The following is a 23245-nucleotide window of genomic DNA, read 5'->3' as shown; positions in this document are numbered from 1 at the left end:
GTCCGCAAGTCAAGCTTGGGCAGCGGGTAGGGATCGGATTAGCTGATATGCAAAAATCAGTACGGCTGAAATCTTTTGAATTGATCGCACATGACATAGCAGATGTGGATAAGAGCCTGCTTCATGGTCTTTCGATGGGTGTTCGCTGGCCGCATCGCCCCAATGACTGGGATCTCATGTTGAAAACCGGGCAAGGTTTGGTCGCTATTGACGGAATCGGTCGGGTATTCGGTAGCGCTATGTGGTTTCCTTACGGTGACGATTTCGCAACTATTGGTATGGTCATCACCTCCCCTCGCACACAAGCACAAGGCAACGGTCGCTGGTTGATGGAACAGGTGATGGAACGATGCAAAGGTCGCAACCTCAGCCTCAATGCAACCCAAGCCGCGTATAACCTTTACCTGTCGCTTGGCTTTAGCGATGAGGCAACAGTTTATCAGCATCAGGGAGAAGTTGGGCTTGAACTTCCGGCTATACCTGCGCCCAATGGAGAACTTGTAGCCCTTTCAGCAGACGAACTCGAAAAGGTCTCCGAGATCGACTGCAAAGCCTTTGGCACAAACCGCATGCATTTGCTTCAACTCATCTCTGACACGGCTGAAATCTATGGGCTGGAGAGGGATGGACAAATCGTCGGCTATTCCTTTTGCCGCGAGTTTGGACGCGGGAAGGTGCTCGGCCCCATTGTCGCAAGCAATGACGAAGACGCCATTCAATTGGCCGCCGTTCACTTGGAAAATCTCAAAGGCAAGTTTGCTCGCGTTGATACGCGTGAGAAAACCGGCGCATTCGCCGACTTCTTAGAGCAATGTCGCCTCGGCGTGTACAGCACGGTAACAACCATGTCGAAGGGCAAACTGTTTTTGAACAGAGAGGCACACAAGCCATGGGTTTACGGGTTGTCGGCACATGGCTGGGGCTGATTTTCCTTTCAGCTAGGACTGACCAGACTGTAAGACCTCTTCAAGCCCCAGCGATGGATACATTGCTGTAATAGCACTCATATCATCCATCAACTCGGCGATGAGCCAGTCCCGAACCTGAGGCACGATAGGGCGAACAGGTTTGTCACGCAGACGAACCAGATGGCATTTGCGATGCGTTGGTAATAGCCGATTTTGGGCTGGGATTAATGCATTTGTCCGCAGCCAGTGTGCAACGACATTTAACCAACCAATCGCCACCCCCTGCCCCAGCAATGCGGCCTGCACAACAATAGCATAGTCAGAGAAAAGCATTTCATCGTGAGCTGCACGACCGCGTGCAGGCAGAAAAAAATCCGGCCAATTCGGCTGTGCTTCACTCAAATTGATAAGCGTTGTCGCAGGCTGATCAAGGACCGAAGCTGCCTCATCATGCTCTCTTTGATAGGTCGGACTACAAATCGGCACAAGAATTTCGGGCATAACGAAAGTGGCTTCATGATTATCATCGCCACCTTCTACAAATCTCATGCCAAGATCTACATCGTTCACTGGGCCAGCCAGTGGTCCCATGATGAGCTCGAACCGAAGATCAACGCCGGGAAACGTCTTCTTAAAAGCTGCCATGCGCGGCATCACCCAATGCGTTGTGAAGCCGGTAGAAAGCGAGAGCGTTACCGTCTGAACACCCTGTTTGCGGTCGCTAATTTCTCTCAATGCCTGTTCAATGCCAGCGAAGCCTCGGTCAATCGCATCGTGCAAAATCTTACCGTACTCGGTCAGCGTGACGCCACTCGTCGTACGGATGAAAAGCTGCACATCCAGATGCTCTTCAAGTCGCCCGATCATCCGACTGATAGCGGCAGGCGTCACATTCAGCTCCTGTGCCGCTTTAGAAAAATTCCCATGCCGTGCTGCTGCCTCTAATGTGAAAAGGCCATTCATAGAAGGAAGAGCGCGTCGCAAAATTGTCATTACATTTTGTAACATCGCCTCAAGCTTTTTTCAATTGCGCCTGTCGCAGTTATTTGTTCTCCTACTAATCAAGAAAGGAGAAAATCCTTCATTGTCGTCAGGGGAACAAAGCATTTGTAAGCGCTTAGTGCCGAAGCAGTTATGCGCAAAACTGATGTTTAGCTCTTCCATTGAATTCAGCAGATCGAGCCTGACCAATATTTGATCAGTCGATAAAATATTTAGTGGAATCAAATGACTGAAACCAAAAAATCGTCAAGTGTTGGAGTTTCCATCCGTTCAGCGACAAAGACCTATGGAGCTTTCTGCGCACTTGATTCAATCAGTCTTGATGTGGCGCCCGGTGAATTCGTCTCAATTCTGGGGCCATCCGGTTCTGGTAAAACAACATTTCTTGGAATTCTTGGCGGATTTGTTCAGCCCACATCCGGTTCCATTTGGTTGGGTGATCGCGATATTACATTGGATCCACCGCACAAACGCGACATCGGCATCGTCTTTCAGAACTATGCCCTGTTTCCACACATGAACGTTGCCGACAATATCACCTTTCCATTGCGTGCGCGGCGGATGCCCAAATCTGACTGGCCAGAAAAACTGCGCGATGCGCTGGCAATGGTAGAGTTGACAGGACTTGAAGGCCGCAAAATTGATGAATTGTCAGGTGGCCAACGACAGCGTGTCGCTCTTGCCCGCGCAATGATCTTTGAGCCGCGCCTCATTCTGATGGATGAGCCGCTTTCAGCGCTCGACAAGCAGCTGCGTGAAAACATGCAGATTGAGCTCAAACAACTGCATCGCAAGCTTGGTGCAACGATTGTTTATGTCACGCATGACCAGCGCGAAGCTCTCACCATGAGTGACCGCGTTGCGATCATGAACAAGGGCAAAATCGTACAGATCGACACGCCGGAAATGCTGCACGATCGGCCAATAAATTCGTTCGTTGCCAGCTTTATCGGTGAAGCTACGCTTCTGCCCATCACTAGAAATGGTGACAATAGTGTCAGCCTTGCAGGCACAATACTGCGTTCAGCTTACCCGATTCCGCAAGGCGATAAACTCTATCTCGCACTGCATTCCGAAAAGCTGACTGTCAACGATCAAACCGGAAACGATCATGTAAATCGTCTGCGCGGCACAGTCATTGATGCGCTTTATCAGGGCGAAAGCATCCGCGTTTTCATGCAGTTACCATCTGGTGAAAAACTGAGTTTCCGCCTGCCCACCAATCACGCAGGTCGCGCGCAATTGCGCGCCACCGGCGAAGAAATCGAAATTGCACTTCACCCGGAAGACACGGTGATTGTGCCGCAAGCCAACTAACGATCAAGCATTAGTATTACGAGGAAAACAGCAATGAAGATCACAGATTTTAAAGTGATGACCTTTGACGTCGTGGGCACTTTGATCGACTTTGAAAGCGGCGTTCTGAATGCAACCCGCAAAGTTGGCGGCGAAAAGGCTGCCAAGCTGACGGACGATGAAATCTTCGGCCCTTACATTCGCGGGCGCGATAAATTCTACGGTCGTTCATCATCGGCAATGAAGGATGTCTACCTTCATATGGCAACGGAACTCGGCATCAATAACGATCAGGCTTCCGCAGATTTATTCCAGTTCGCAATTCTGCATCATCCTGCGTTTGAAGACTCCATTGCAGCGCTCAAGCGTCTGCGCAAAAACTTCCGTCTCGTCGCCATGACCAATGCTGACCGCACTACGTTCTCAGCCTATTCGGAAACACTTGAAAACCCGTTCCATGACAGCGTGACCTGCGATGAAACCGGATATGCAAAGCCAAATCCAAATTTCTTTGCTTACAACAAAGGTCGTCAATCGGCGTTTGGCTTCAAACCATCAGAAATCCTGCACGTAGCTCAGAGTCAATACCACGATATCGGCATCGCCAAAGAGCTGGGCTACACAACATGCTGGATCGAGCGTCGGCAGGGACAAAACGGCTTTGGCGGTACGCCGACACCCAAGGGCGTAACAAAGCCTGACTTCCACTTTTCGACATTGAAGCAGCTTGCAGACGCAATTGACGCTGAACTCCTTTCAGCATCAGTCGCAAACGCAGCATAGATCGGAGCGTCACACCGCCATGACGACACGTCCTCCCTTCGATGACATCAAATCCATATGGCAAGCAACAGCCGTTGAACGCCCGCAATTTTCAGCGGTCGCGGGTGGAAGCCAATATGATGTCGCAATCATCGGAGGTGGCTATACCGGCCTTTCAACAGCACGATATGTGGCACGCAAAGGCCTGTCAGTAATCGTGCTGGAAGCAAGCCGTATTGGCTGGGGCGCAAGTGGGCGTAATGGTGGCGTCGTCTCTGCTAAATTCCGGCTGGCATATCGCGATATTGCCAGCCGCTTCGGCATCGATGTCGCCCGGCGTATGCATGATATCAGCATTAAAGCCGTAGCACATGTCGGCGAGCTGGTCCGCGATTACGCAATCGAGGGTGCAAATTATCATGCCACAGGCTCTCTCCGGTGCGCGCATAATCAGGTCTCGCTTGAGGCAATCAAAGCGGAATGCACCTGGTTAAATGAAGCACTCGGCGACACGGCTTGCTCGATACAATCTGCTGCGCAAGTAGCAGAAGAGACGGGGTCAAATGACTTCGTTGGCGGCATGCTCAACACCCACGGCGGCATTATTCACCCACTCAATTTTGTCCTGGGATTGGCTCGTTGTGTGCAGGCCGAAGGCATCAGAATCTGCGAAAACGCTCCAGTCGTTGGCATCAAACGGGAAACAAACGGCGTTATTATCGAAACCCACAACGCTGCAATTCATGCACAGACGGTTGTCATCGCAACCAACTCTTATTCTGATTTGACCAAAGCCACCGCACCAGTGCGAAAGGCAATCATCCCATTTCGTTCCGCAATGATTGCAACGCAACCGCTCACCGGTACAGCGGGTGAAAGTCTTCTTAAAAATGGGCGAAGCTATACCGAAACCCGACGTATGATGCGCTGGTTCCGTAAGTCTGGCGATCGGCTGATTTATGGTGGCCGCGGCGCGTTTGGAAAAACGGATTCCGAAGCAGCATTTGCCGCCTTGCAGAAAGCGATGGTGAAACAATTTCCCGAACTTAAATCCGTTCAAGTTACACATCGCTGGTCAGGCCTTGTTGCCATGACACTCGATAGTCTTCCCCATGTCGGACGTCTCGACAACAGGATTGTTTACGCGGTCGGTTATAACGGAACAGGCGTCGCTATGTCGTCATATATTGGAAAGCATGTGGCTGAACTTGTTACTGGCAACCGCGTTGATCTAGGTCTGCTCACGCAACTCCCACTCAAACAAATACCTTTTTATGGTCTGCGCGCACCTGCCGTTCGTGTCGTTGCAGGCTGGTATCAGTTTCTCGACGCTATCGGTCGTTGAGGGATATCGAAGCTGTGCGCCGGAGCAGCTGCTTAATCCAAGCCGGTAGACAAGAATGGACCCGGAAGGTCCACATAGAGGAGAACGAACATGCGCATACCAACTCTCGCATTCCTTTTGTCCTCAGTAGCTTTTGCCACTGGTATCAGTCAGGCATCTGCTGAACAGATCACCTTCGTTTCACAAGGCGGCGCTTATCAAGAAGCGCAGACCAAAGCCATTCTGGATCCAGTTGCTGAAAAGCTCGGCATCACGATCAATCAGGATAGTTCGCCAGATGCATGGCCTGTAATCAAAACGCAGACGGAAACCGGAAAGCCGGTTTGGGATGTTATTGATACGCCAGCAAAAGACTGCATTCGCGGCGGCGAGCAAGGCATGATCGAAAAGCTCGATTTCTCCAAGCTACCGAATGTCAAAGACATGCCAGCGGAGTATAAGTCGCCATATTCGGTTGCTTATGAATTCTACTCGAGTGTGCTCGCATATAACAAAGACAAGTTTGGCGATAATGCACCAAAGACATGGGTTGACTTCTGGGACGTGAAAAAATTCCCCGGAACCCGCGCCTTGCGCAATCATCCGCTGGCAACACTTGAAGCCGCTCTGATCGCAGATGGTGTTCCAATGGATAAGCTGTACCCCCTTGATGTTGATCGCGCTTTTAAAAAGCTTGAGGAAATCAAGCCGTTCGTCACCGTCTGGTGGACCTCCGGCGCTCAGTCAGCCCAGCTTCTTGCCGATGGCGAAGTGGATATGACAATGGCGTGGAATGGTCGCGTTTCCGCGGTTGTGAAAGAAGGCCTGCCGATTGGTTACACCTTCAATCAGGGCTTCCTGCAATATACGTCGCTTTGCATTCTGAAAGGCGCGCCTAATCTTGAAACTGGCGTGAAGTTCATCAACGCAGCCCTTGATCCTGAAATTCAAGCCAACTTCCCAGCCTATATCGATTATGGTCCGGCCAATCCTGCGGCTTATAAGACTGGTAAGATCTCGCCTGAATGCGCAACCGAAATGCCAAGTTCACCAGATAATGCAGCCAAACAGGTTCTCGTTTCCGATGAGTGGTGGAGTTCGCCAGCTGGTGAGGACGCTCAGAAGCGCTGGGCCGAATTTATCCAGAAATAACATCAGCAAGCGCACATGCCGTTATGGTGTGTGCGCTTTTCACAGTTGAGCGATACAGCATTTCACGGTGATATCGATGAGCAATCTGGCCTTAAATCCGAGTGAACTTTATCGACGCAAGGAAATGCGGCTGATGCTGTTTCTTCTGGCGCCCGCATTAGCTGTCGTCACAGCTCTGCTGATCGTGCCGCTTGGCTGGCTTGCATGGCAATCGATTTGGCAAGATGGCGGTTTCACAACCGTTCACTATCAGCGTTTCCTTACCGACAACGTCTATTGGATGACATTTCTGCAAACCTTCAAGATTGCATTTGCAGTCACAATAGCGGCGCTTTTGCTTGGCTATCCGATTGCTTATCTCGCTGCAACCGTGCCGCATAAATGGAGCATCGTCATTCTCGCGATGGTCATTCTGCCATTCTGGACCAGCGTGCTCGTGCGTGCATACGCATGGCTTATCCTGTTGCAACGAACAGGTCTGGTCAACTCGGCACTAAAGTCGCTTGGACTAATCGATGCACCACTACTTCTCGTGAATAACGAATTTGGAACCGTCGTGGCGACAATCCATATTCTGTTACCGTTTATGGTGCTGCCACTTTATGCAACTATGCAGAAAATACCGCGGGAACTTTCGATGGCCGGATCAAGCCTCGGCGGCACTCCATTTTACGTCTTCACGCGAGTTTTCCTGCCTTTATCCCTGCCGGGAATGATTGCGGGTATGGTACTGGTGTTTGTGCTTACCCTCGGCTTCTACATCACACCAGAACTGCTTGGCGGCGGACGCACCTATATGGTTTCCATGCTCGTTTCCCGCAATATCGAGGTCTATCACGAGTGGGGAGCTGCATCCTCTATCAGCGTCGTGCTACTGATCTGCGTGTTCCTGATCTTCCGTTTGACAAGCATGGTGATCCCGTTTGAACGCATTATGGGGACGAAGTAAGATCATGTCAGTTTCCCGCGCAATCCTCATCACTGTCGTTTCGCTCATCCTAATCTGGCTCATCATCCCGATCCTGATTATTGTACCCATGTCTTTTTCAGGAACACGATTTCTGACTTTTCCGCCGCCAAGCTGGTCGTTTCGCTGGTATGAGGCCTATCTCGCTAGCAGCGCATGGATGCAGGCAACAAAAATTAGTTTGATCGTTGCGATAGCGAGTGCAATTCTTTCCACGATCATCGGCACTGCCGCAGCCTACGCGCTCAATCTCACATCCTCCCGGCTTGTCCGCAGCATGCAAGTAGTTTTATTGCTGCCGCTTGTTGTGCCGATTGTCATCACTGCGGTCGGGGTGTTCTTTGTATTTGCAAAGGTCGGATTGCTGGCAACCCTTTCAGGTCTCATCCTCGCCAATGTGATGCTCGGCCTCCCTTATGTAGTCACGTCAGTTTTGGTGGGCTTGCGCAAATTCGACCCCACACAAGAAATGGTGGCCCGTAGCCTCGGTATGAACCGTTTTCGAGCCTTCTTTGCGGTCACGCTGCCACAAATCAAACCGAGCGTTATTTCAGGCTTATTGTTCGCATTCATTTCAGCTATCGACGAAACTGTTGTGTCGTTGTTTATTTCCGGGGGACAATATCAGACGCTGACAAAGCGTATGTTCACAGCACTTCGTGACGAGATTGATCCGACCATTGCATCGATCAGTTCTCTCCTGACCGCTGTATCCTTTATCGTTGTCATGCTCGCAGCCTTAAGTAGTGGCCGCCAGCGCAAGGAGCATGTAGCAGCATGATTGCCGATCACCTCATACTCGGCGGCGGTTCTGCGGGTTGCGTTCTGGCCGCTCGGCTGTCGGAAGATCCAAACCGGCGCGTGATACTTGTCGAGGCAGGCCGGGACATCAGCGCAGTTGATATGCCCGATGCCATTCGCAGCCGTTATCCGGGACGCGCTTATCTCGACACAAACAACATCTGGGTGAAACTTAAAGCCCGTATGGGTGGCTCTGGTCAGAACCACGATAGTCGCACTTCACGCCGTTATGAACAGGCTAAAATTCTCGGCGGTGGTTCAGCCATTAACGCGCTGATGGCCAATCGTGGCGCACCTACGGATTATGACGAATGGGAGAGGCTCGGCGCTCAGGGGTGGAATTGGGAAAACTGCCTGCCCTATTTTCGTAAAATTGAAGCGGATCGTGATTTTTCTGGACCTCTGCATGGGCATGATGGACCAATTTCAATCCGTCGCATCGACGATAAAAGCATATCGCCATTCGTTGATCGGGTGATGCACACAATAGACAAAAATGGTTGGCCGATTGGCGAGGATCAGAATGGCGAATGGCGCGATGGGACCTATCGAGGAGCTATCGCCGTCAGTGATAATGGGGAACGGCTTCCCACGTCTGTCGCTTACCTTACCGACGAGGTTCGTAAGCGAACCAATCTAAAAATTATGACTGGCTTTACAGCCGTAAAGGTCACGTTTGACGAAAAAAGAGCTACCGGCGCGATTATCAGAAGTAATAACCGAAACACTGGCGATATTAAACTCGATGCAAATGAAGTCATCATTTCGTCAGGTGCAATTCACTCACCCGCTTTGCTAATGCGTTCCGGTATTGGCCCCGGTCAGCACCTTAAGAGCCTTGAAATCCCCGTAGTTCACGCGCTAGCTGGCGTTGGTCAAAACCTCATGGAACATCCTTCCATCGCGGTGGCTGCATATTTGCCGCCAACGGCGCGCAACCGCGATGCACTGGAACACCATGAGCAGGCGATCTGGCGCTACTCGTCGAACCTCCCCGGCACGCCATCCGGTGATATGCATGCGGCAATTCTTGCACGCTCTGGATGGCATTCTGTCGGCAATCGCATTGGCAGCCTATTCTTCTGGGTCAATAAATCCTATTCACGTGGAGCCGTTTCGCTCTCAGCATCAGATGCATACGCAGAACCAGATGTCGATTTTCGTATGTTAAACGACGAGCGTGATCTAAAGCGCTTAAAGGATGCCGTTCGAAAAGGCTCCACAATTCTATCTGATCCAAATATGCGCGAGTTTGCTGGCACGGTTTTCCCCTCAAGCTACACGCCTCGCGTGGCAAACGTTGCCACGCCCGGAACATGGAATGCATTTCAGCGTGGCACTCTGTCTGCCATCCTGGATGCGGCAGGACCGTTGCGAACAGTACTCGTTCATACTGTCATTACATCGGGTATCAGTATTAAATCGCTCTTGGAAGATGACGCGGAACTCACCAGTTTCGTGCGTCAGCATGTTGGCGGTACATGGCACCCTTCAGGCACATGCCGCATGGGCGCTGCGGATGATCCACTTTCCGTCACCGACGCATGCGGCAAAGTTCACGGCATTGACGGACTTCGCGTTTGCGATGCGTCCCTAATGCCCGTAATCCCCTGCGCAAATACCAATATACCCACGATCATGATAGCCGAAAGAGTGGCCGACATGATAAAAGTCAAAATAAGTTAACGACAACCGTTAAAATACCGACTTATCTATGATTCAAATAACAATTGCGAACTGAACCTTGAACGCTTTTACCTGATAACCAGTCAAGGAAAGAACGGCAAAAGGCGCTCGGCGGCATACCCTTATCAAAGGCATGATGCACTTGCGCTAGTTTTTCGATATCAATCTAACCGCTTGTGTTGTGCGGAAATAGGGAAGCAGTTAAACAAGAGAGCGGGTTCTACCCCTCGCTCTCGCTTTGTGCAATTACCCTGTAATAAGGAGGGATTGATGTCAGTTCGACTACTTTTAGCGTTAGGCACGATCATTCTTCCACTCAAAGCATCTGCCGAGGTTTTCAATCACTATATTGCTAGTAGCAGCATGTACCCGACACTGATGCCTGGCGATCTAATTGGTGCGAGTTCATACACGGAAAACGAGACTATTGCTCTTGGTGACTTCATCACATATCACGCAAAAAGCGACGGTGACGTAGTCCCTTATATTCGGCGCGTGATTGGGCTGCCTGGAGACCGGGTAAGGGTGAATAGTGGCATCGTTTATATAAACGATGCTCCGCTTCGAATTAGAGCCACTCAATGGGCTCCCGCATATCACCTCCCCGAAAAGCTTAACTGATCAGGAAGACCCTTGCACTTTCTTCCGAGAATATTTTCCGCCAGAAACGAAAGCCACATAGTTGTCAGACTCCAAGCAAAAGCAGTCGGGGACAACACTGTAGAGTTTTTCGTTCCTCCGGACCAATATTTCCTATTAGGAGACAACCGAGATAACGCATTTGATAGCCGCTTCTCATCCGGGTTTATTCCTAAATCCAATATAGTTGCCAAAGTGAGGATGATTTGGTTCAGTCTAACACCGGGTAATCGCGATGCGCGCCTGAAGGGTTTCGCTGATCTGGAATACCCTTAATCGAACAACCCCTCGAAGGAACTAACGGGGCAAGCCGATTGCAACGTATGGATTCTGTCGCAAAATTTTCACTTCTGCTGAGCTATGTGAGCGTCAGTGCGCATAATTGAGTGAGGCGAACGCGAATGACGGTCGCTTTCAAAGGTACCCATTTTCCAAAAAGTATCATCCTGCATGCAGTCTTCTTTTACGTGCGTTACCCGGTTTCCTATCGTGACCTTCAGGAAATTCTGGCAGAACGCGGCATTGCTGTGGATCATGCGACCTTGAACCGATGGGTTGTCCGGTACTCACCGCTGATCGCTGCCCAGGCGCAATCGCGCAAGCGACCCACGGCCCGTTCCTGGCGTGTTGACGAGACCTATATCAAGGTTCGTGGTCAATGGACCTATCTGTACCGAGCCGTTGACCGAGATGGCCAAACACTGGATTTCATGCTCTCCGAACGCCGGAATCTGGCTGCAGCACGGCGTTTCTTCAAGAAAGCCATCGCAGCCAACGGTGTTCCAGACAAAATTGTCATTGATAAAAGCGGAGCCAATCTGGCCGGAGCACAAGCTGTAAACACAATCCTGAAAATCACCGGTCACAGCAAAATGATTGAAATCCTGCAGGTTAAATATCTCAACAACATCCTTGAGCAGGATCACCGGTTTATCAAGCGAATTACCAAACCGATGATGGGCTTTAAGGCGTTTCATTCAGCCGCAGCGACAATCGCGGGCATAGAAGTGGCGCATATGATCCGTAAGAAGCAGTTCGCAAATGACAACCGCTCGCCATTTAAAGTCTTTGCGGAGCTCGCAGCATAATTGCGTCTGAAGATCTGGCCGCTTCTAACATCATGATAAATTTGCGACATAACCAATCTATGGCAGCCCTCGTATGCATGTCGAACTGAGCGAAGAAGGTATTCGGGTAGGACGTCACCGCACGGCGCGACTGATGCGTGAAAACGGCCTTAAAGCCTGGCAGAAAACGCGCTTCAAACGCACGACCGACAGCAATCATGATGAGCCTGTCGCTCCCAATCTTCTGGATCAGGGCTTCACTTGCGACGAACCCAATCAGAAATGGGGTGTCGACATCAGTTACATATGGACTGCTGAAGGCTGGCTATATCTGGCAATCGTTGTCAATCTTTATTCTCGTCGCATCATCGGCTGGGAAGCGCGGGATCGGATGAAGAAGGATTTGGCTATTTGTGCTTTGAAGAAGGCTATTGCTATCCGGCAACCAAAGCCCGGGCTGATACAGCACTCGGACAAGAGGAGCCAATATGCCAGTTATGAGTATCGCAAAATCCTCAAAGCGCACAGCATGCTTCCATCCATGAACGGTAAAGGAAATTGTTATGATAATGCCATGGTCGAAACCGTCTTCAAGACGATCAAGTCGGAACTGATCTGGCGCACTGTATTCCAGACCAGAAATTACGCGATCAAGGCCATTGGCGAATACATTGACGGCTTCTATAATCCTGTGCGAAGACATTCTGCACTCGGATATAAATCCCCGATCCAGTCCGAGACCATGAACCGGAAATTAGTGACAGAAACTCTCCACTAAATCAGGGCAAGTCCACTTCGCCGGAGCGCAGCGGTTTTAATCACTAAACCCGCGGCATCCACCGTATGGACGTGAAAGTTATGCTTGACCAGATCAAGGCCGATTGTGCTGGCAATCATATCAATGGCTCCTGTTTGAGTTGGCTATTCATCATACGACGAACCGGGTTAGAGCGGGACGGTCTTCCCCATCAATGGAAATCGGAGATACAACCACACCGCCTCTGCAATAATCTCAGCGGGATAACGATGCCGATGGTAAAGCGAAGAACGAGGTTCGATCATAGCCAGTTATCGCCACTAATGTTTACACGTAGGTTAGGTAACAGTGCCTTCAACAGGCATACACTAGAATTTCAATACAGCATTTGTGGCGTATGTTGTTGAGTCTGTTTCGTTTCCGAAAACTCCCGTATATGTAAGATTCATTGAGAACCGCTCTAAATTAACCAGACCAATCTGCAATCTCATAAGCAAATATTCATCGTTGGAAGAAGTTCCAAAAACGTAGAAAGGATATTCCGGCGCAAATGAAAGTTCGCGGCGGGTATTGCGATCACCCCACTCCTTATTCCAGGCAGCATTTAGCCGTGTATTTAGACTATATCTCTGATTGATAGAATAAGAGGCGTTGGTCTGGATGCCCAGCGTTCCCGTAGTATTGTTTATAGACAATGATGATCCGGAAAGGGCTGCATCCAAAAGGCCACTTTCCCGAAAACCATCAATTTCCGTCGATGAATAACTCAAAGCCAGATACGGCTGGACATCCATAATCCCCGCGTCGAATGTATAACCAGCTTTGGTAAAATACTGAGTGGTATATGCGTTATAATCAGCACTCAATGTACCCGTCAATGCATTCAGGTTTAACAATCGTTGCGTTTGGATTGAATGATATTGATATGCTGCACCAACGCCGACATTGAAGCCGTTCTGCTGCCACTGCAAGAATAAACCCGCCCCCCATGTGTTAATATCTGCGGCACTTGCGCGGTCGGAAATCTTTAGCGAAGTATCTTGATAATCACCTACGATACCGGCGGATAAATGATCTGTAAAATCATAGGCAATACCAGCGTTGATACCGTAGCCATTTGATTTGGCGCCTGCAATCGCTTCTGAACCGTTCGTTTTGGCATTCACGCCTCTGGCAGACAGCCAAAACTGAAGCTGTTCTGAACGCGTTTCAGTTCCTCTAAAGCCATGCAAAGCGCGGTTAAATACTTCATCGCGAAAATACAAACTGCTGTCAGATAAAGCTGTTATAATGCTTGAATGCACTTCGCCTGAAAGAAAGTCAAAACTCCGACTCGCATCGGTTTCAGAACCGCTGATAATTGAGCGATATACCAAATTGTCTGGGTTAAGATATTCGATCGCGCCTGCCACCGCGGTTTGATTGGGTGTATTTGAAACGCTATCAAAACGAATATCGTTACGCGTAAGAATAACCGTATTTGAATCCACCAACGGCGTGACAAACACAAAATCGTGGCTTAACACCTCGCTGAACGCGGACCCGCTATATGTCGGAGCGTAAAAGATGCCGTATGTCTTGTTAATTTCATAAAGCAAATCATCGGCACGTTTTAAGTCGAGAGTGCCACCTTGGAGTTCCAAGTCTTCAGCGATCAATCGTCCATAACCGAGAACGAGACTAATATGCGACGTATCATTGAGTGCGATCTTTTGATCTGCTGTTAGCGTAGTTCTCCCTAAATTGACATTACCTGCACTGACGAGAGAGTCGATAGATAGTTGCTGATTATCAAGCTGGGAAACATCCAAAGCCCCATTTTGATCAATGTGAATGTCTGAGGTTCCGCCTGTGGACTGGCCAATAAAGCGCGCTGTTCCGCCTCCACTTATAAGGATCGAGGAACTCCCCGCTGATGATGTGCCCGAAAACGCAAGGTCGCCAGCATTAATGATAAAACTGCTTCCAGCGTTTGATTTGTTATCGAAACTTATGGAAGATTTCTCGTTATTAAACAGACGTGCACTACCAGCGCTGCTCTCATCGCTAAATGCGATTGTGCCACTATTGTTTATATTCGCGCTGCCGGCTGTTGCACTGCCATCTAAGCGAATAGTCCCCGTCTCATTGTTCACAATAGAGGATTGGCTTGCTGACGAATGATCGCTGAGAACAAGTGAACCACTATTGTTGAGATCGGATGAATTCGTTGTAGACGACCCATAGAAATTTATATTGCCAGACTCGTTATTGACAATAAGACCCTGACCAGCAGAGCTCTGGTCATAAAAATCAATCTGGCCATTATTTGTTATGTTGCGACGCCCCGCATCTGCGTTATCGCGAAACGCCATATCACCAGAAGAGTTATTGGTAATCAGAGAATTGTCTGCAGACGAACTGCCATTAAAACTAACTGTTCCATTGTTCGTTATTACAGAATCACCGGCTGAGGTCTCATCGGAAAACGTAACCAGCCCCGCCTCATTATTGGTTATTCGGGAATCTGCCGCGGAACTCTGTTGGTCAAACGATAATTTTGCATCCGTGTTCACAGTAATAAATGCGTTTGAAGCCGTGGACTGGTCCGAAAACCACGTTTCGCCTCCAGAATTATTGATAATAGTAGCCTCGCCGCCAGAACTTTGGTCGAGAAATGTCGTCCTATCAGCAACATTATTTGTAATTTCGAGCTGACCTGCTGTTTCCCCATTTTTAAATACGAGATCACGGCCGTTTTGAACATCGCTCGAGAGCATTTGAAACCCCTTAATCCCTGGTTCATCGACGGGAGAAAGAGGAATATTGTCGGTTTCCAGCAGCTGAAACGGCTCTGCGGAGGAAGCGGCATTAGTATGGAGTGCAATTGAATTAAAACAGAAAAAGCTAAGGATTAAGCTCTTAGCACATGCCGAATTTAATCGCTTTCGTTTTTCCGCCGCCATCAAACACAATCCAAAAAAACAACTTCAATCTCAAGTTGAGCGGACTATGAATCACCTGCCTATTCGAATAGTGCTCAACATGGTTAATAGCTAACCAATTACTGCAATATTAGCAATTCGTTTACACTTATTAACAAAGTTATAATTTGTCGAAAGAAGAAGATTCGACAAATTATCTTCCCTGAATATCTCTGATTGCAGCCATTCCTCTTATTCCCTCGCGATCACCGGTGGCAGCCAATGCCTCATAAATTACCCTCGCATCATCATAACGACGAAGTTTCAAATAGGCCGCGGCTTGAAGACCCATCAGATCCTTTCGAGGCGCTGCCAATTGAGCGCGTTGCTCGAGTATAGAAAGGACATCACGAAAGTTGCCAGCTTGATAAGCAGCAACGGCTTTATCTGATAATATTGAAACGCGCAGTTCCTTCTGACGTTGAGGGCTTAACGGTGCCTTAGTGGCTGATACGGCGGCTTTATCAACAAGACCTGCACGCAAATAAGCCAGCGCCTGGCCATAGGCCGCTTCCGAACGTTGGGAAGCAGATCCAGTCATCAGCGCAGATTCAAAGCTTCTTACAGCATCGAGTGGACGATTGAGTTCCATCAGACACCAGCCATGAGAAACTGCATTCCCGCCAGTGGGCATCGGCCCTTCCAGAGCGTGAGCACAGGATCGCGCATTTCCTGATCCCGCTGATCTCGGCTGCGCTGCACGATCCGCCGGGTTGTATGAATTACTCCTGACAGTTCGAGAAGCGGTCGCGTTACTTGGCCTTGAGCTCTGCCCCCGAGAAGAACGGCTGCTATTCTGTCTGCTATCGCCAACCTCCCGAATGCGGGCGGACTTGGAGTTCCAGTTTTGTTTTACTTGCCGCAACTGATTTTCGTCATCTATCGACAGCAGACCTAAAGCCAATCCATAGGCAGCGGGTTCATTTGACGGATCCCACGAAAGAGCAGTCTGGAACCATTGAACTGCGGTCAAATCTTGTTGCATTGCCCGCGCATACCAACCAAGTTGTTCTGCTGTCGTAATATTTTTTTCCGCAACCGTAGCATTTGCAATACGCGTCAATACTTGCGGACTAATAGTCTCAGGCATTCGATTGGGTGGATCACTTGAGAGCAAGTTCGCCGCAGAATCAAAATAAACCAGCGTTGCATCGGGCGACTTATCATGCCACGGATACATCAAATCCTCTGCTGCCGAATAATCTTTGCGCGCATTTAAGACAAGCGCCATTCCTTGGGCAGATGTAACCGTCGCTTGCTTTTTATTGGCCAAATCAAACCATTTTTCAGCCTTTGTCGGCTCATCACGGCGCATATAATACCAACCGAGCATCTCTGCATCAGAGCCCAGAGTTTCACTGTCCGGGATGTTTTCGAGTGCTGAAATATTGGAAGGATCTATTACCAGATCTTTATCGAGAGCAGCCAAACCAACGAAATGACGCGCTATATCTTTCTCGAGCCCGGCAAATTCACGCTGTCCATCTGGTGAGCGCCTTTCAACCTCCAAAAGCTTTTGCATTTCATCATAAGAGAGATTTGTCAGTGCCTTTTGTATCGTACCAGTACGAACATTGGGATCAGAGCAATTATTTATAATGTAGAGATAACCGTCGAGCGCTCGATTACCTTTGTCAACCTTGGCAAAGGCTTCGGATAATCTCCAAAGGATGTCCACCTCATTGCAAGTAAGCATTTCTGGCGAACCCGCCGCAAGATTGATGACCATCTCATACTGAGCATTGTTCGATGCATTGATAAGACGTTCTCTATTCTCACTTTGGTCGAGAGCCTTTAAAAGATCATCTGGCACAACCCAATCAGGTTCACTACTCTTTCGCGAAGCAATCGCTTTGCGCAGCGCGCTGTATTCGCCTTTGGAATACAACAACCAAAGTTCATCAAGTTTGTTGTCAGAGACTTTCGCTGGTGCTGTAGGATCCTCTGGCGGAACCCAGTCTGGATGCAATGACTTCAATCGGGTGATCTCGGCTTGCATGCGAACTTTATCACCTCGCGTTGCAAAATAACGCAGCGCGCTTTCATCGACATCGGAAGTAGTGTCAACTTGAGTAGCTGTTTGGCTTGCACGAATTGAAACTGGAGAAGGTGCTTGATTGGCAATGCCTAACTGCAAATCAGACATAGGATCATTGTTTTTAAAAAATAAATAATAACTGCCGACGGCAACCGACCCTAGCAAAACACTGATAAGAATATTTTTCATAGGCATCGCGGGTAAACTTCTTTGATATAAGCGAGTGAAAGAAGGTGTAGAGTTGACGGATAGTAATGTGTGGGCTGAAATTCTTTAAGTGCTGCCGATATTTTTTGTCCGGATTTTGCACATGAAACCAGTTCGTTCAAAATCCTATAGCCCGGTTCACTTAACGAGGTTACGGTCGCACCTGTTTGAACATTGACCAAACGGACATCACCATTTTTTTGAGTCATCGCTGCGTTTAAATCGACCGTAAGCTGGTCAGCTCCATTGCCGGCACGTGCGAGATAAAGTGGTATCCGAACATTATTGTAACTAAATTCTGGCGGAAATCCATTTGCAGGCATCGGCTTCTCCCCAAGACTAATCCAGTCAGAAGGGAGTTTAACAGAGCCGAAACGGCTTAGCGACAGCAGTTTAAGGCCACTCAATACTAGAGCATTCCATTTCGGCGAAGGCGCAACTTCGTTTAGCACCGGAAACGCTTCAAACACCCAATAAGAAAGATTGATGATCGGTCCATCTTTCCTGTCATCCTGTGAAAATCCCCGAATGGCGGGCAGAAGTATCGTTTCACCATTGTAAACAACGATTTGCTTCGCCAACAATGTATTGGCGATGGTGTGCGCATAAGTAAGATATTCAGTATTTGGCCATTTTCTGCCAGCCAAGGTGAGCGCATAGGCTATCAAGATATCTCCGTCCGATGCGTTGTTCGTATCAACAATATGCGGACGGACACCAGGATCCCATTTCCAAGCGGACAGACCGTCATTTCGTATCAACAGCTCTGTTTTAGTGAATGTCCAGATGAGTTCAAAATCATCCTGTCGCCCAGCCAGAACAGCCAGAAGCAAGCCATAACCCTGTCCTTCGCTGTGGCTTATGTTGCCATTCGCATCATCAATGATACGACCTTCAGGGCTTAGGAACTTTTCAGTGTAAAGTTTCCACTCGTTTGCGTTGATGGTCATAGGGGCTTTGGTAACATCTTGGGCGTGAGAATTCCAAACAGGAATACCGAATAACAATATTACGGCCACCGTAGCAGTAATGTACTTCCATTGACTAACAATCATCGAAAACCGGCTGCCATTACTCATCATCACGTCTCCCCGAACGTGAAACCAAAGCAGATGTTGTCAGACCGAGTGCCACAAAAATCGCTATCATTAACAGAACATAGGATAATGCGTTGCTTGATAGCCAGTTGGTGGCGATGAGGCGCCAGTTCGATATTGAAAAAGGCTGCGTGGGAATGAAAGAAAAATTCTGAACCGGCATGGTTTCAACGGCAGTATTCACCCTGTTATAGACCGTAATTCTGCCCTGACTTTCGGTCCAATTTTCCTGTTGCGTAAGCGTTTGCGCAGTTGTTCTTAGCATGGCGCTATCAGGTGCCGTAAATACGGTCCATGCTCCATTTGAAGACGGGCTTGGACCTTGTGCCATAACGCCCGAAATTTCTCTCGACGGCGTATATTGCGTTGTTTCTCCCGGGAACAAACGCAGTTCATTCGAAATATTAAACGTTGTGCGCAGACTGGAATAAATATTTTGCAGATTACTCACCCAACTAGATTGATGCAATCGCTGCCAATCATTGAGAGTCAAGTTCTTACTATCGGGTAATAGAACCTCTGAATCGTCATCGCTCCACGAGCTTTTTGCCTCAGGATTAAGCCCAACGCTTGATAATACTGTGTCAGGAAAGCTATTGATATTACCAACAAAAAGCGCGTTGTTTGATAAAAGTCGATCATCCGTGATACTTGTGGTAATATCGAATGGCCGACCTGCTGCGCTGGCAAGATTGCCCAAAATTGTGGCGGACGCCGCCATGACGTTAAAATCGTTAAAGTTTGCGACTAACGGAAGCGTCTCACGTGAGTAATTATAAGGATAAGCCATTCCAGCCATTGCAGCGAGATTTGGGGTTTGACCGATCCGGGCGAATGTCGGGACGCTAAATGTCGATGAATCAAAAAGTGCAAAGCGTGGTGAACTCTGTGATGTTGTCACACCAGGCGCGCACACTTTATCCTGATTGGTTAAGAGAGCAGCTTCTACGACGACTGTATTTACGCCAGGGCGGAAATTGCGCATCGAGATATTGATTGGCAATTGCCGCATGACGCCACCGCCAGTGGTCGTAATCGGTATCGTCGTCGCAATATTATCATTGACGTAAATATCAATCCGGCTGCCTGGCAACACTTCCGATGAATATGCTGCGTCCATGTGAATGGTCGCATTGCCGTAAGAGTTTGCATAGAAATCCGCAGGAATAGCAAAAATAAATTCGTTACTAAACCTGCGACCATCAAATTGTTGAGTAGGTATCCCAAGCTCTGAAAATGTCAGAGTTGTTTTATCTCTGACCATTGGCGCTTCAGGCAAATGCCAGTTTTGCGTGTTCAATTCAGTTCTTAACACATCAGCCGGACGATCTGTTAACTCGGCAATCCGATCTATGCTCTGCTTTACCCGTTGCCAGTTGGCACCCGCAATTAATAAAACTCTGCGCCCGGAAGGATCAGTTAAAAACTCAACACTTTCCGGGACTTTGGTATCAAACTGAATACCCAGGGTTTGCGCCGCAGTTTTGAGCTCGTCATAGGTTCCCAACAAAACTGTTAGTTCTCCAGAACGATGAAGACTTGCATCTTGAACGTCTGAAAAAAGAAACTTTTCCACGGAAAAGCTCTGATTGGGCATACCCCCCAATATAGCTAAGGCTTGTGAGAGCCGCATGAGGCTATTGCCATTTTCGCTATTATTTGAACCCGGAGCGATAATGTTGAAGTGTGTTTCACCTTTCGCGTTAACGCCTATGGTTGAAATATGATCATTAATGTCACGCAAGCTGCCAGAAATATTGTCAGACTCAGCACTCAAGTCGAACGTCAAAAATGTCCGGGTGGAATCGATATTGGTCCAAAGCTCGTATGTTGACTGAACAGAACAATCCGTCCGATGCCTCTGATGAGCGCTTAAGGTTATCGTATTATTGCCGGCTCTGAGTAATTTGGCCGGAACGGCAATAGTTGCATCGGCAACCTGATCAGATGATCGAATGGCCTGCTTCAATACTTCTGTATTGTTCAGTGTGACAGTGAAGAATGAGTTCTCTGGTGCAACCAGGATCGCATTTTGATAGCCAATGCTTAATGTCGCTGCCGAACTGGCTTCCGCCTCGGAGAGGGATATGTTCCAACTACGTGCGAACTGCTCACCCCTTAAGGATAATTGGTTCGTTGGTATGAGGTATCGTTGCCATTTACGCAAATTGGCTGCCGACGGAACTGCTGAAGGCGGCGCTACTGTTGGTTGCTGGATGACAGGAATGCTTTCCTGTGCGCCTTCCGGCGTCATACTGAAAGGCGCTTGTGCATACGAACAGGTTGAAGCAAGTGATACGACCGCCCCACTGACAATCACCGCGCCCAATCTAAACTTGCTAATAACCGGCTTTTTTTGGAGTAGAAAGACTGTCATGCCTTACCTACCTTTTTTGCCTGTGCTTTCGCTCTGCTGCTTTTAGAGTACTGGTTCAGCCCTAGGAAATAAGCAAGTCCTCTGCCCGTTTGATAAATTGAAAGGCTGAGAAACCATAGTGTCGCACGCAACACACCCGGATTGGTTCTCCGTTCTTGTTGTATTTCTTTCCAGCGCTCCGAATTTGCAAAAATCAGGTCGGCTACCAATCTGTGATGATCAGCGGTAGTGGGTTTAAAAAGGCAACCCACAGACAAAAGGTCTCCCTCCAGTTTCACATTTCTGACTTCAATTGGGAGTTCGTCGCTGTCCATAGTTGCAAGCGTCTGGAAGCGGGCCGACGTGCGTTGTCCAACGCTGAGCGCTTTTGCGTCTGTCGCATAAACAGTCAAATGCATTCCGTTTACAGAAACATCATCAATCGTGGCTGTATTCCACTCTCCATTGATCAGGAGGGAACTTCGTCGTGTCACCTTTACGCGCACGGTAGATGACCACTCACCCCGCTCTGAAACAACGCCCAATGCACATCCGGCCATGATCAGATTAAGCAGCGTCCATCCGCCCACAACAATCAAAACATCGGCTTTGTAGGGTTCTGTATATACGCGATATGCCGCGTAAAGCAACGCGATCACCAAAACGATGAATATTATAAAAAATGGCCGTGATATTTCAGACAGTCGGCTGACTGTTATGGATTCATCTTTGGCCGTCACATTAAATGTAGGCTTTTTGGGATTAAGCAGAACCGATATGATCGCCGGAAACAAATGTACGGACTGCACATATTCATAAAGCTCGGAGATCCACGGCCAGCGATAATTTCCATAAAGATAGTTTTGAAGCAACAAATTGATAAATAGATAGATCAACGTGTAGGCAAGAAATTCGCCTCCTGAGGCAACAAAAATCTGGAGATCAAAAAACAGATAAAACAGTGGGGCAACAAGAAATGTCATTCGAGCAAATGGGAAGAGCCAGAATAGCGTCGATGACATATAACAAAGCCGCTGAGGTAATGCTAATCCAGGCAGAAATGGCGGGAAGCGGTATCGAAGAATTTGCATCATTCCTTGAGCCCAACGGCTTCTCTGCCCGATAAAGCTCGCGAAGGTTGCTGGTTGCAGGCCAGCGATCAGCGGGCGATCAATATAGACACTTTCCCAGCCTTGAGCATGCAAGTTAACGGCAGTCTCACAATCCTCGGTAATACTAACACCGCTAAATCCATCTGTTGTGGAAAGTGCTTCACGGCTTAACAACGCAGCGGAGCCACAGAAAAACGCCGCATTCCACTTATCGAGGCCACGTTGAATCATGCCATAAAACATCTCATTTTCACTTGGCATCTGATTAAAAGTACGAAGATTTCGTTCAACAGGATCAGGATTGATGAAGAAATGAGGGGTCTGCACGAGAAACAATTTACGGTTTTGTACAAAGTAACCCACGGTTTGCGTCAAAAAATTCCGAGCTGGTGCATGATCCGCATCAAAAACGGCTATGAGTTCGCCTTTTGAATGCGCAAGGCCATTATTCAGGTTACCCGCTTTTGCATGTTCGTTTCGTGCGCGTGTCAAATAATTAATACCGAAGTCCGCGCATAGCGCTTTTAACGTTGCGCGACGTTCTGTTGCGCGACGGCTCTCTAACAAATCTGATGACCCGCATTTTTGATCTGTGCCACCATCATCCAGCAGCCAGATTGCGAGCTTGTCCGCTGGGTAATCCATATTAACGGCTGCGGCGATTGTGTTGGCAAGAAGGTTTGCATCTTCGTTATAAGAAGGGATGAACACATCAACCGACGGCATGTCTTCTTCAGCCAGATCGATACTATCAGGCGATGTACGGGGAAGTGAAACGACAAAGACGGAAAGGGCCAGCATCATCACGCTGTAGAGTTCCGCCATATAAAGCAAAATCCCCGGTATAAAATTCTGTAACTGGCTTACAGGAGGAATGGTTTGCGTGGTTCTCCAATAAACATATCGCAACACTACAGCACTACAAAGACCGACAACAACAAGCCGCCATGGTCCGCCAATCCTGAAATGCTTCAGAACTGCAACGAGGACCAGAACACTAATACCAAGAGAAAGCTGCGTTGCAAGATTTATAGGTATGAAGCAAAAAAACAGCACGCCGACGGCTGAAAGAATCCAACAAATTAAAATCCCCAAATTCGGCATAGTGTAT

At 48.6% G+C, this 23245-nt stretch carries 15 protein-coding genes and 3 pseudogenes; 11 read left to right on the top strand and 7 right to left on the bottom strand.

Features of this window, described 5'->3' with window-relative positions:
• Nucleotides 1-47 precede the first annotated feature (47 nt).
• On the top strand, nt 48-926 hold the full coding sequence (locus RI570_RS18800; RefSeq protein ID WP_313830260.1) for a GNAT family N-acetyltransferase: 879 nt from the start codon (nt 48-50) through the stop codon (nt 924-926).
• Between the two features lie 12 nt (nt 927-938).
• Here the strand turns inward: RI570_RS18800 and RI570_RS18795 are convergent, their stop codons facing one another.
• Complete coding sequence (locus RI570_RS18795) at nt 939-1901, bottom strand: LysR family transcriptional regulator (protein ID WP_313830259.1); 963 nt, start codon at nt 1899-1901, stop codon at nt 939-941.
• A gap of 234 nt (nt 1902-2135) precedes the next feature.
• Between RI570_RS18795 and RI570_RS18790 the strand changes: the two genes are divergently transcribed.
• From RI570_RS18790 to RI570_RS18750, 10 genes and pseudogenes are all read left to right on the top strand, one after another.
• On the top strand, nt 2136-3227 hold the full coding sequence (locus RI570_RS18790) for an ABC transporter ATP-binding protein (RefSeq protein WP_313830257.1): 1092 nt from the start codon (nt 2136-2138) through the stop codon (nt 3225-3227).
• 33 nt (nt 3228-3260) lie between these two features.
• Nucleotides 3261-3989, top strand: a complete 729-nt coding sequence (locus tag RI570_RS18785) for an HAD-IA family hydrolase (protein WP_313830256.1) — start codon at nt 3261-3263, stop codon at nt 3987-3989.
• Nucleotides 3990-4008: 19 nt separating this feature from the next.
• Nucleotides 4009-5313 carry an FAD-binding oxidoreductase gene (locus RI570_RS18780; RefSeq protein ID WP_313830255.1) on the top strand — a complete coding sequence of 435 codons (1305 nt, stop codon included), beginning with the start codon at nt 4009-4011 and terminating at the stop codon, nt 5311-5313.
• A gap of 90 nt (nt 5314-5403) precedes the next feature.
• A complete protein-coding gene (locus RI570_RS18775; protein WP_313830254.1) occupies nt 5404-6444 on the top strand; it encodes an ABC transporter substrate-binding protein in 1041 nt (346 codons plus the stop codon).
• 76 nt (nt 6445-6520) lie between these two features.
• Entirely contained in the window at nt 6521-7393 is an 873-nt protein-coding gene (locus tag RI570_RS18770; protein ID WP_313830253.1) for an ABC transporter permease, read from the top strand.
• A gap of 4 nt (nt 7394-7397) precedes the next feature.
• Complete coding sequence (locus tag RI570_RS18765) at nt 7398-8192, top strand: ABC transporter permease (RefSeq protein WP_313830252.1); 795 nt, start codon at nt 7398-7400, stop codon at nt 8190-8192.
• On the top strand, nt 8189-9898 hold the full coding sequence (locus RI570_RS18760; RefSeq protein WP_313830251.1) for a GMC family oxidoreductase N-terminal domain-containing protein: 1710 nt from the start codon (nt 8189-8191) through the stop codon (nt 9896-9898). Before RI570_RS18765 ends, RI570_RS18760 begins: the two co-directional genes overlap by 4 nt.
• A gap of 270 nt (nt 9899-10168) precedes the next feature.
• A pseudogene (gene lepB, locus RI570_RS21720) lies at nt 10169-10813 on the top strand (signal peptidase I).
• Between the two features lie 125 nt (nt 10814-10938).
• On the top strand, nt 10939-11625 hold the full coding sequence (locus tag RI570_RS18755) for an IS6 family transposase (protein WP_138787150.1): 687 nt from the start codon (nt 10939-10941) through the stop codon (nt 11623-11625).
• Nucleotides 11626-11683: 58 nt separating this feature from the next.
• Nucleotides 11684-12382: pseudogene (locus RI570_RS18750) on the top strand (IS3 family transposase); the annotation flags it as partial.
• 191 nt (nt 12383-12573) lie between these two features.
• On the opposite strand, the pseudogene RI570_RS18745 reads toward RI570_RS18750, so the two are convergent.
• The 6 genes and pseudogenes from RI570_RS18745 to bcsA form a co-directional block, all read right to left on the bottom strand.
• A pseudogene (locus RI570_RS18745) lies at nt 12574-12666 on the bottom strand (IS6 family transposase); the annotation flags it as partial.
• A 63-nt stretch (nt 12667-12729) separates the two neighbouring features.
• The gene (locus RI570_RS18740; protein WP_313830249.1) at nt 12730-15306 is read right to left on the bottom strand and encodes an autotransporter domain-containing protein; all 2577 of its coding nucleotides are present in this window, start codon (nt 15304-15306) and stop codon (nt 12730-12732) included.
• A gap of 172 nt (nt 15307-15478) precedes the next feature.
• On the bottom strand, nt 15479-17551 hold the full coding sequence (locus tag RI570_RS18735) for a cellulose synthase (RefSeq protein WP_313830248.1): 2073 nt from the start codon (nt 17549-17551) through the stop codon (nt 15479-15481).
• A complete protein-coding gene (locus tag RI570_RS18730) occupies nt 17548-18651 on the bottom strand; it encodes a glycosyl hydrolase family 8 (RefSeq protein ID WP_313830246.1) in 1104 nt (367 codons plus the stop codon). Before RI570_RS18730 ends, RI570_RS18735 begins: the two co-directional genes overlap by 4 nt.
• Nucleotides 18641-21043 carry a cellulose biosynthesis cyclic di-GMP-binding regulatory protein BcsB gene (locus RI570_RS18725; protein ID WP_313830245.1) on the bottom strand — a complete coding sequence of 801 codons (2403 nt, stop codon included), beginning with the start codon at nt 21041-21043 and terminating at the stop codon, nt 18641-18643. Before RI570_RS18725 ends, RI570_RS18730 begins: the two co-directional genes overlap by 11 nt.
• Complete coding sequence (gene bcsA, locus RI570_RS18720; protein ID WP_313830244.1) at nt 21040-23238, bottom strand: UDP-forming cellulose synthase catalytic subunit; 2199 nt, start codon at nt 23236-23238, stop codon at nt 21040-21042. The genes RI570_RS18725 and bcsA overlap by 4 nt, the downstream gene beginning before the upstream one ends.
• Nucleotides 23239-23245: the final 7 nt, after the last annotated feature.

This window comes from Brucella pseudogrignonensis (assembly GCF_032190615.1).
Lineage (GTDB): Bacteria > Pseudomonadota > Alphaproteobacteria > Rhizobiales > Rhizobiaceae > Brucella > Brucella pseudogrignonensis_B.
Note: the sequence above shows the minus strand (reverse complement) of the source record. Positions and strands in the feature narration are given on the sequence as shown.